Annotated in this window: 10 protein-coding genes; 3 read left to right on the top strand and 7 right to left on the bottom strand. The window is 64.3% G+C overall.

Going from position 1 to position 10,539, the window contains the following annotated elements:
- Positions 1-6: 6 nt before the first annotated feature.
- Positions 7-1,878 carry a tRNA uridine-5-carboxymethylaminomethyl(34) synthesis enzyme MnmG gene (mnmG, locus tag SCL_RS13830; RefSeq protein ID WP_096361762.1) on the bottom strand — a complete coding sequence of 624 codons (1,872 nt, stop codon included), beginning with the start codon at positions 1,876-1,878 and terminating at the stop codon, positions 7-9.
- A gap of 135 nt (positions 1,879-2,013) precedes the next feature.
- On the opposite strand from mnmG, the gene SCL_RS13835 reads away from it, so the two are divergent.
- Genes SCL_RS13835 through SCL_RS13845 form a run of 3 tightly spaced genes read left to right on the top strand, consistent with a single transcriptional unit; the run spans position 2,014 to position 5,839 of the window.
- Positions 2,014-2,949, top strand: a complete 936-nt coding sequence (locus SCL_RS13835; RefSeq protein ID WP_096361763.1) for an AAA family ATPase — start codon at positions 2,014-2,016, stop codon at positions 2,947-2,949.
- Positions 2,949-3,860, top strand: coding sequence for a DUF58 domain-containing protein (locus tag SCL_RS13840; RefSeq protein WP_096361764.1), 912 nt, complete (start codon positions 2,949-2,951; stop codon positions 3,858-3,860). Before SCL_RS13835 ends, SCL_RS13840 begins: the two co-directional genes overlap by 1 nt.
- Positions 3,857-5,839 carry a transglutaminase TgpA family protein gene (locus SCL_RS13845; protein ID WP_096361765.1) on the top strand — a complete coding sequence of 661 codons (1,983 nt, stop codon included), beginning with the start codon at positions 3,857-3,859 and terminating at the stop codon, positions 5,837-5,839. The genes SCL_RS13840 and SCL_RS13845 overlap by 4 nt, the downstream gene beginning before the upstream one ends.
- A 6-nt stretch (positions 5,840-5,845) precedes the next feature.
- On the opposite strand, the gene SCL_RS13850 is transcribed toward SCL_RS13845, so the two are convergent.
- The 6 genes from SCL_RS13850 to rpmH all read right to left on the bottom strand — a co-directional run bounded on the left by SCL_RS13850 (position 5,846) and on the right by rpmH (position 10,448).
- Positions 5,846-6,610: a hypothetical protein gene (locus SCL_RS13850; protein ID WP_148665109.1), complete on the bottom strand. Its 765-nt coding sequence runs from the start codon at positions 6,608-6,610 to the stop codon at positions 5,846-5,848.
- A gap of 92 nt (positions 6,611-6,702) precedes the next feature.
- Complete coding sequence (gene mnmE / locus SCL_RS13855; protein ID WP_096361767.1) at positions 6,703-8,049, bottom strand: tRNA uridine-5-carboxymethylaminomethyl(34) synthesis GTPase MnmE; 1,347 nt, start codon at positions 8,047-8,049, stop codon at positions 6,703-6,705.
- An 18-nt stretch (positions 8,050-8,067) separates the two neighbouring features.
- A complete protein-coding gene (gene yidC / locus SCL_RS13860; protein ID WP_096361768.1) occupies positions 8,068-9,717 on the bottom strand; it encodes a membrane protein insertase YidC in 1,650 nt (549 codons plus the stop codon).
- Complete coding sequence (gene yidD / locus SCL_RS13865; RefSeq protein WP_096361769.1) at positions 9,710-9,961, bottom strand: membrane protein insertion efficiency factor YidD; 252 nt, start codon at positions 9,959-9,961, stop codon at positions 9,710-9,712. Before yidD ends, yidC begins: the two co-directional genes overlap by 8 nt.
- Complete coding sequence (rnpA, locus tag SCL_RS14310; protein WP_172426066.1) at positions 9,946-10,311, bottom strand: ribonuclease P protein component; 366 nt, start codon at positions 10,309-10,311, stop codon at positions 9,946-9,948. Before rnpA ends, yidD begins: the two co-directional genes overlap by 16 nt.
- Positions 10,312-10,313: 2 nt before the next feature.
- Positions 10,314-10,448, bottom strand: coding sequence for a 50S ribosomal protein L34 (gene rpmH / locus SCL_RS13875; RefSeq protein WP_096361770.1), 135 nt, complete (start codon positions 10,446-10,448; stop codon positions 10,314-10,316).
- Positions 10,449-10,539 lie beyond the last annotated feature (91 nt).

Below are 10,539 nucleotides of genomic sequence, written 5' to 3' on the forward strand. Positions count from 1 at the left end.
CGGCGGCTAGGCGCGGCGGCGCAGATGGATGAGCAGCAGCGAGATGGCGGCCGGGGTCATGCCGGAAAGGCGTCCGGCCTGGCCGAGCGTGGCCGGCCGGTGCGCCGCCAGCTTCTGGCGCACCTCGACCGACAGCCCATGGACGTTGTGATAATCCAGATCCGGCGGCAGCGCCGTTTCCTCATGCCGGCGGTGCAGTTCGATTTCCTGTGCCTGGCGCTCGATGTAACCGGCATATTTTGCCTGGATTTCCAGCTGTTGCGCGACCTCGGCATCGGCGACCGCCGGCCCCGCGCCGGTCAGGGACATCAGCGCCTCATAAGAAACCTCCGGACGGCGCAGCAATTCCAGCAGGCTGGCCTCGCGTGTCAGCGGCTGGCCAACGACGCGCGCAACGTCGTCCGCCGGCAGGGATTCCGGACGCAGCCAGGTCTGGTTCAGGCGCTCCTGTTCGCACGCGATCATTTCACGCTTGTCACTGAAGCGCTGCCAGCGTGCCTCATCAATCAAGCCGAGTTCGTGGCCGGTTTCGGTCAGACGCAGATCGGCATTGTCCTCGCGCAACTGCAGGCGATACTCGGCGCGCGAAGTGAACATGCGATACGGTTCGGTGACGCCGCGTGTGATGAGATCGTCCAGCATCACGCCGATATAGGCCTGGTCACGCCGCGGCCACCATGCTGTTTTTCCCTGTACTTGGCGCGCGGCGTTGATGCCGGCGATCAGGCCCTGCGCCGCCGCTTCTTCGTAACCGGTGGTGCCGTTGATCTGGCCGGCAAAAAACAGGCCCGGCAGATTTTTGGTTTCCAGCGTCGGCTGCAAGTCGCGTGGATCGAAATAATCGTACTCGATGGCATAGCCCGGGCGCGTGATCACCGCCTTCTCGAAACCTTTTATCGTGCGCACCAGATCGTACTGCACATCGAACGGCAGGCTGGTGGAAATGCCGTTGGGATAGACCTCGTGGGTGTTGAGCCCTTCGGGCTCGACGAAAATCTGGTGCCGGTCCTTGTCGGCGAAACGGTGGATCTTGTCCTCGACCGAGGGACAGTAGCGCGGTCCCACGCCTTCGATCACGCCGGTGTACATCGGCGAGCGATCGAGCCCGGCGCGAATGATTTCATGCGTGCGCTCGTTGGTATAAGTAATGTGGCAACTCACCTGGCGCGGATGTTCTTCGCGCGAACCCATGAAGGAAAACACCGGTGTCGGTTCGTCGCCCGGCTGCGCCTGCAGCGCCGAGTAATCGATGCTGCGGCCATCGATGCGTGGCGGCGTGCCGGTCTTGAGACGTCCCACGCGCAACGGCAGTTCGCGCAGGCGCGCGGCCAGTGCGTTCGACGGCGGATCGCCGGCGCGCCCGCCCTGGTAATGGGAAAGACCGATGTGAATTTTTCCGCCCAGGAAAGTGCCCGTGGTCAGCACCACGGCGCGGGCGCGGAACTGCACGCCCATGGCCGTGACCACGCCGGTGACGCGCCCGCCCTCGACGATCAGGTCCTCGACCGCCTGCTGGAACAGCGTCAGGTTTTCCCGGTTTTCCAGCGTCGCGCGCACCGCGGCCTTGTACAGCTGGCGGTCGGCCTGGGCGCGCGTGGCGCGCACCGCCGGGCCCTTGCGCGCGTTGAGAATGCGGAACTGGATGCCGGCGCGGTCGGTGGCGCGCGCCATCACGCCGCCGAGCGCGTCGATTTCCTTCACCAGATGCCCCTTGCCGATCCCGCCGATGGCGGGATTGCAGGACATCTGGCCGAGGGTCTCGATGTTCTGCGTCAGCAGCAGGGTCTTGGCGCCCAGGCGCGCGCTGGCCGCAGCGGCCTCGGTACCGGCATGACCGCCGCCGATGACGATGACATCGTAATGTTCCGGGTGCAGCATCTAACCCTCTGGACGAACACGGTAAATCAGGGGCGAAGGATCATAAGCCACGCGCGCGCGAATTTCACCTTCGGGCGGTTTCGGCTATAACTTTGAGAGGACCACCCGGTCTTACGTGAATACCCGGCAACACACATGGCCCTCGCCCCGGAAAAACAGAATCAGCCCGCCCACATTCTGGATACGGTTATTAACCGGATCGGTCAGATCGTGCTCGGCAAGGAACGCCAGGCGCGCTTGTCGCTCGCCTGTCTGTTGGCGCGCGGCCACCTGCTGATCGAGGACCTGCCGGGGGTGGGCAAGACCACGCTGGCGCATGTGCTGGCGAAGGTATTGGGGCTGCAATTCCAGCGCATCCAGTTCACCGCCGACCTGCTGCCGGCCGACATTCTCGGCGTTTCGATCTACCAGGCCGACACCAAGAATTTCGTGTATCACCCGGGGCCGGTTTTCTCGCAGCTGGTGCTGGCCGATGAAATCAACCGCGCCACACCCAAGACCCAGAGCGCGCTGCTCGAGGCCATGGAAGAGCGCCAGGTCACGGCCGACGGCGTGACGCACAAGCTGCCACAACCGTTTTTCGTCATCGCGACGCAGAACCCGCATCACCTGATCGGCACCTTTCCCCTGCCGGAGTCACAGCTCGACCGCTTCCTCATGCGCATCGAGATGGGCTACCCGGACCGCGCCGCCGAGCGCGCGCTGTTGAAAGGTCGCGACCGGCGTGAGCTGGTCGAATCGTTGCAGCCCGTGATCGGCGCCGACAAGCTCGCCGCCATGCAACAACTGGCGGCGCGCGTGCACACTGCCGATCCCCTGCTCGATTACGTGCAGAACCTGCTGGACGCCACGCGCCGCGCCGGCGAGTTCGCCGAAGGACTGTCGCCGCGCGCGGGGCTTTCGCTGGTCGCGGCGGCGCGCGCCTGGGCGCTGCTGGCCGGACGCGACATGGTACTGCCGGAAGACGTGCAAGCGGTCGCTCCATCGGTGATCGGTCATCGCCTGCGTCCCGCGAGCGGCGGTCGCACGGTCAATATCACGCGCCTGCTCGAGTCCGTTCCCATCCCCTGATGTCCGCCGCGCCCGCCGAAGTCGTCCTGGGGCGCCGACAGCTGTTCATGCTGCCGACCCGTTTCGGGCTGCTGTTCGCGGCCTTGCTCGTGGTGCAGCTGCTGGCGGCGATTAATTACGGCAACGGGCTCGCCTACGCGCTCACCTTCCTGCTCGGCTCGCTTGCGGTGGTGTCCATGCTCTACACCCACCGCAATCTTTTCCGGTTACGGCTCAGTGCCGCCGCATGTGCGCCGGTGTTTGCCGGTGAAACGGCGATATTCAGAATTCATCTTGCGAACGACAGCGACACACCGCGTTTCGGCGTCGTCGTCATGCATGACAAAAAGGAAATCGCGCGCGTGGACATCGCGCCGCGCGGCTCGGCCGACGTCAACCTGAGCGTTCCGGCCGTGAAACGCGGTCCGCTCACCATGCCGGCGGTGACGTTGATCACTCGCTTTCCGCTTGGCCTGCTGTATTCCTGGTCGCGGCGCGTGCTGCTGGAACAAACCTGTCTGGTCTATCCGCGGCCGGCACTACCGACCCCGCTGCGCACCCTCGCGGAGGTCTCGCTCGAACCTGTGGTGGGAATCCGGGCCGGCGGCGACGATTACATCGGCGCACGCGAGTTCCAGCCCGGCGATTCGCCACGGCACGTGGACTGGAAAGCCGTGGCGCGCGGGGAGCCCTGGCACGTCAAGCAATTCGGCGGCGGTTATCAGGCCACGGTCTGGTTTGACTGGGACACGCTGGAAGGCCTCGACACGGAAACGCGCCTCTCGATTCTGACCCGTTGGGTGCTCGATGCCGAGCATGAAGGCACGCTCTACGGCCTGCGTCTGCCGGAGCGGTCGCTCAATCCGTCGAACGGTGAAGCGCATCAGCACGAGTGCCTGAAGCGACTGGCGCTGTTCGGGCTGAAACCATGAACGCCCTGTCAGTCGACCGGCGCGTGCTGCAGAGCCTGATAGCCGCCGGAGGTTTCGCGGTGGCGCCACACGCCTTCGAGCTGCCCCTGTGGATCATTGGCGTATTTGTCGCCAGTGCTTCCTGGCGCTATGGCATCGAGGTTTTCCAGTGGTATCGCCCGGGCCGGCTGGTGCGCTTCGGTCTGATGCTGCTCACCCTGGCGGCGGTGTTCCGTCAATACCATACGCTGCTCGGGCGCGACCCGGGCATGGCGCTGCTGATCACGCTGATCGGTTTGAAATTCCTGGAACTGAAAACAACGCGCGACTTGGTCGTCAGTCTTTTTGTTTTTTATCTCATCATCCTCGGCAGCTTTCTCTATGGTCAATCGCTCTGGCTCGGCGCCTGGGCACTGCTCGCGACGACCGCGAGCACGGCGGCGCTGGTGCATCTGACACAACCCACGGGGCTGGACCGGTCGCAGCGGTTGCGTCTGTCGGGTGTGATGCTGGCCAAGGCCGCGCCCCTCATGCTCGTCGTCTACCTGCTGTTCCCGCGCATCAGCGGCACGCTGTGGGGCCTGCCGGCGGACGCCCATAGCGGCCTCACCGGCATGCCGGACACGATGCAGCCGGGCAGCATACGGAGTCTCAGTGAATCCTCCGAGGTTGCCTTCCGCGTCGACTTTGACGGCGCCCCGCCCAGGCAGAGCGAGCTCTACTGGCGCGGGCTGGTGTTTACCGGCTTCGACGGGCGCGGCTGGCAGCGAGTCCAGGCGCCAAAAGCGGAAGTCACGCCGTTCGTTCCGCAGGGCGAGGCGAGGCGCTATCACGTTACGCTCGAACCCAGCAACAAGCCGTGGATGCCGGCGCTCGACCTGCCGGCGATACGGCCCCAAGGGGCGCGCTATGGAGCGGACTTCACGCTCGAACACCGCGAGCCGATCCGCGAACGCCTGAATTACACGCTGACCTCTTATACCCGTTACAACACCGGGGCGCTCGAGCCAGCGGAACGCGAGCACGCATTGCAACTGCCGCCGGACGCCGGGCCGCGCGCCCGCGCCCTGGCTGCGCGATGGCAGCGCGAAAACGGCAACCCGCAGCAGATCGCGCAGGCTGCCCTCGATTATTTCCGCCGGGAAAACTTCGTTTACACCCTGAGCCCGCCGCTATTGGGCGACAACCCGGTGGACGAATTCCTGTTCGGCACGCGCCGCGGCTTCTGCGAGCACTATGCCGCGGCCTTCGTGGCGCTCATGCGCGCCGCCGGTATCCCCAGCCGCGTCGTGGTCGGCTACCTCGGCGGCGAGCTCAATACTGCCGGGGACTATCTGATCGTGCGCCAGTCTGACGCCCATGCCTGGGCCGAGATCTGGCTGGCGGGGCGCGGCTGGGTGCGCGTGGACCCGACCGGCGCCATCGCCCCCGAGCGCATCGAACTCGGGCTCGACGCCGTGCGCCGCCTGGAACAGCAGGGACTGGCGTTGGGCAGCCTTTCCAGCGATGCGGTTTTGCGCGTGCTGGAGCTGGGCTGGTTCGAGGTCATGGCACGGCAAGCGCGCTGGTACTGGGATTACACCAATCTCGCGTGGTACCGCTGGGTGGTGGACTATGGCAAGGAGCGCCAAGAGCGGTTGCTTACATCGCTTGGGCTCGAGGATATTTCCTGGGGCCGGTTGACCGGTTTGTTGACCACTGGTGTGCTGCTGGTCATGCTGATTTATGCGCTGCTGTTATGGCGCCCGAAAAAATCCACCGACCCGGCGCAGGTGGCCTATCTGCGCTTCTGCCGCAAGCTCGCGCGCGCCGGCCTGACGCGCGCGCCGCACGAAGGTTCACATGCCTTCGCCGCGCGCGCCGCGCGCCAGCGTGCGGACCTGGCGATGTCGATTTCGGAAATCACCGGACTCTATGAAGATCTGCGTTACGGTCGCGCCACATCTGACCGCAAGAAATCCGTCTCTCTGAAAAAACGCGTCGCGAATTTCCGCGTTTAAGCGCGTTCAGGCCTCTGCGGTTTCTTCCTGCTCGGTTTCGGACTCTACGCGTGCGCGTATGTCGGGCGGAAGCCCGGCGGCGGCCTGCTCGATGACGCGCGCCATCATCATGTAGCGCCACCAGTATGTGGACTTGATGGCGCCAAGGATATCGTCACGCAATGCTTCCGAGATGCCAAACTCGCCGCGGCGCTGATCAAGCGCGTACACCGCTTCACGGAACTTGAGCGTCACCGCGGCCGTGTAATACAGCATCCAGTCTTCCGAGTCCCTGAGGCGGATCTCCGGAAATTCGAAATAGGGCCGCGTCACGGACTCGATTTCAAGCGTTTTCATTTCCTGCACCAGCTGGAAGCAGCGCAGCATTTCTTTTTTGGAAAAACCGAAGTAAAGGCTCGCGTGGGTGTGCAAATTGAGGCCGCCGATCCAGGCAATCTGGGCGTAAGGGTCGTCTCCGGCCGGCAACGCATCTCCCGGACCACTGACCCACCCGTCCACCGCGCATACCACCGTGCACAACTCTTCAACGTATTTGTAATCGTTGAAGCGCGCAGCAAATTCCTGGTGGCCCTTGAAGAAGCTCTGAAAATATTCGCGGTCGAGCTTCATGAGGGGGCGCATGCTGTCGATAATGGCGCGCCGCGCGTTGTCACAGTGTGCCTGCTCCTGCAGGCATTCGTTCTTCTCGCGCATCGCGGTGCGCAACTGTTTCATCGCTTCCGCGCGGTCTCTTCCTTCCTGTGCATCCGACGACTTCCTGATGTCTCCCATGTCACTCTCCATGTTTGCGTGTTTGGTGGACGGCGCCAAAATCCATGCCGCGGCCCATTCTGGCGCCGGGCGGGGCGCACTGCAACGGATTGCTATTTACCGATGCAAAAGCTGGAAAAGATTTTCCCCAGCAGATCCTCCGGCGTGAACTCGCCGGTGATTTCGGACAGCGCCTGCTGCGCCAGGCGCAGTTCTTCCGCCAGCAACTCCCCGGCGTGCGATTCCCGGAGCCGTGCCTGACCCTGAACCAGGCAGGCCTGCGCGCGGCGGATGGCATCGAGATGGCGCCGGCGCGCCATGAAGGTGCCTTCGCCCGCGGTCTGGAATCCCATGCACTCTTTCAGATGCCGGCGCAGCGCATCCAGGCCGGCACCGGTTTTGACCGACAGCGCGATTTCGGTTTCATCCGTTTTTTTTGTCATGCCGGCGGCACGGCCGGTGAGATCAATCTTGTTGCGGATCACGGTGCGCGGAAGTTTCTCCGGGACATGTTGCAGGACTTCGGCCGGAAGCACCTCGTGGGCTGAGTCGTCCAGCACCAGCAACACGCGGTCGGCGCGCTCCATCTGCTCGCGCGCGCGGCGGATACCCTCGGATTCGATCTCGTCGCGCGATGCGCGCAGGCCGGCGGTGTCGACGATGTGCAGCGGCATGCCGTCGAGATGGATGCGTTCGCGCAAGACGTCGCGCGTGGTGCCGGGAATGGCGCTGACGATGGCGGTGTCGCGCGCGGCCAGCGCGTTGAGCAAACTCGATTTGCCGGCGTTCGGCGGGCCGGCCAGCACCACCGTCATGCCGTCGTGCAGCAGCACGCCCTGCTGCGTGGAAGCGAGAAGCTTTTCGATGTCCTGCGCCAGCACGTCGAGCTCCTGCGTCACGCGTGCGTCCGCCAGGAAATCGATTTCCTCCTCCGGAAAATCGATCGCGGCCTCGACGTACAGGCGCAGGCGCGTGAGGCCTTCGACCAGCGCATGCACGCGTTGCGAAAACTCGCCCTCGAGCGAGCGCAGCGCCGAGCGTGCGGCCGTCTCCGAACCGGCCTCGATGAGATCGGCTACGGCCTCGGCCTGGGCCAGATCGAGCTTGCCGTTCAGGAAGGCACGTTCGGAAAATTCACCGGGGCGCGCAAGGCGTGCGCCGAGCTCGAGGGCACGATTCAACAGCATGTCGAGCACCACCGGCCCGCCGTGACCATGCAGTTCGAGCACGTCCTCGCCAGTGAATGAATGCGGCGCGGGAAAAAATATCGCCAAGCCCTGATCGATGGGTTGACTTGCCGCATCCAGAAAATTCGCGAAACTCGCGTGGCGCGGCTTGGGGAGTTCACCGAGCATACCCTCGGCGATGTGGCGTGTGGCGGAACCGGAGACGCGCACGATGCCGATGCCGCCACGCCCGGGCGGCGTGGCAACAGCGGCAATGGTGGCGGCGGGGATCACGGCCGGTGTGATACGGCGTTACTTCTTGCCCTCGACGACGCGCGTGATGCGCCACTGCTGCGCGATGGACAGGATGTTGTTCACCGTCCAGTACAGCACCAGGCCCGCGGGGAAGAACAGGAACATGGCGGTGAACATGAACGGCATCACCATGAACACCTTCTGCTGGATCGGATCGAGCGGCTGCGGATTGAGCTTCTGCTGCACGAACATCGAGGCGCCCATGATGATCGGCAGAATGTAATACGGATCCTGCGACGACAGGTCCTTGATCCACAGGACCCACGGCGCCTGGCGCATCTCGACGCTCTCGAGCAGCACCCAGTAGAGGGCGAGGAACACCGGGATCTGTATAAGAATAGGCAGGCAGCCGCCGAGCGGGTTGATCTTCTCGGTCTTGTACAACTCCATCATCGCCTGGTTGAGCTTCTGGCGGTCGTCGCCGTAGCGCTCCTTGAGCGCCGCCATCTTGGGCTGCATCTTGCGCATGTGCGCCATCGACTTGTAGCTCTTCGCCGACAGCGGATAGAACACGGCCTTGATCAGCACCGTGAGCAGGATGATGGCCCAGCCCCAGTTGCCCAGCAGCCGGTGCAACCAGGACAACAGCCAGAACAGCGGTGCGGAAATGACGGTGAGGAAGCCGTAATCCACCGTGAGATTCATGCCCTCGGCCGGCAAGGTCTTGAGAATCTTCTGTTCCTTGGGGCCGGCGTACATCGAGGCGCGGATAACGCCGTTCCCGCCAGGCGCTATTTTGGTCGGGTTCAGGTTCTTGAAGCCGAGCACGTGGCGCGTGCCATCCGGCACATCGGTGTAGAACTCGTTGCGCTGGTCCGGCGCCGGCATCCACGAGCCCACGAAGTAATGCTGCAACATCGCCACCCAGCCGCCCGTGACTTCGCGCTTGAGCGGCTTCTCGGCCATTTTGTCGAGCGGGATTTTTTCGTATTTGTTTTCGGGGGTGTAAATCGCGCCACCGGTGTAGCTCGGCGCCACGCTGAAAATACCGGTGGTGGCGGTGTGCATGCGCTGGAACTGGCCGTACAGGTAGCCCGTCCACTCGCGTCGCGTGTCATTCATCACCGCGAACTCGACGTCCACCACGTAACTGCCGCGACGGAAAATGTAGGTCTTGGTGTAACGCACGCCGTCGGGGGCGCGCCAGCTCAACGGCACGCGCAGCTCATTCTGGGCGTCGGCCAGGGTGTAGCGGGTGGCCTCGGCCGTGAACAGCGTGCGGTGGGTGGGGTATTGCCCCTCCAGACCAATCAGGCCCGACTGGGCGATGAACAGTTCCGGTCCGGCATCTCGCATCAGCGGGAACGCCTCTGCCGGCTTGTCCAGGGCCACCGGGTATTGGCGCAGACTCAGCTCGCGCACATCGCCGCCCTGACTATCAATCACGGCATCCATCACGTCAGTGCGTACCTGGATGCGCGCGCCGCTCGCCAGCACCTCGGCGGGTTTGGGAGTTGCCGCCGTGGCCTCGGCCGCGCGCGTTACCGGTGCCTGCGGCACCCCGGGGGCGGTGGCTGGCGCCGGTGCGCCGGGAGCCGTCGTACTTGCCGGAACCGGCGGCGGGACATTGTGTTGTTCCCAGGCCTGCCAGATCAGCATCAACACCATGGCCAGCGCGAAGAACAGGAACAGGCGTTGATTATCCATGGCGGTGGGCGTGGTCCGAATGAGAGTGCGTGACGGGAGGTACCGGATCGTAGCCGCCGGCGTGCCACGGGTGGCAGCGCAATAGCCGGCGCAGTGCCAGCCACGAACCGCGCGCGCTGCCATGGATTTCGATCGACTCCAGCGCGTAATGCGAACAGCTCGGGTGAAACCGGCAGGCCTGTCCGAACCAGGGGCTCAGCAGATAGCGATAGGCACGAATCAGGGCGATCAGGATTTTTTGCACCGTTGCTCTACCTTTTCCCATAATTGCTGCAGCGAGGCACGCAGCGAGGCGGTTTGCGCCCGACCAGCCTTGGGGCTCGCCACCACCACAAAGTCCAGGCCTTCCAGCTTTTCCTGGCGGCCACGGAACGCCTCGCGTATCTGGCGTTTGACCCGGTTACGCACCACCGCCCGGGGCGATGTCTTGCGCGACACGACGACCCCTAAACGCCCGAACGGATGTGGATTGGGAAGCGCGTAAATGCCGAAAAAATCATCACGCCAGCGCAGGCTGCCCTTCAACACCGTCTTGAACTCCGCCGGCCGCCGCAACCGGTGCGATCGGGGGAGCCCGCGACGGGCGTGCGGCAAGATCAGGCGCTCAGGCGCTTGCGGCCCTTGGCGCGGCGCCGGGCAAGTATGCGGCGTCCGCCGGTGGTCTTCATGCGGACACGGAAGCCGTGGGTGCGCTTGCGTTTGAGCACGCTGGGTTGATATGTGCGTTTCATCGGGTCGGTTCTTGGCTGTCGGTGGTTCTCGCCGCCACCTTGGCGGCAAAAAGGGCGGCAAACTTACTGCCTCTCAGCGAGGTTTGTCAAC

The organism is Sulfuricaulis limicola, from assembly GCF_002355735.1.
Lineage (GTDB): Bacteria > Pseudomonadota > Gammaproteobacteria > Acidiferrobacterales > Sulfurifustaceae > Sulfuricaulis > Sulfuricaulis limicola.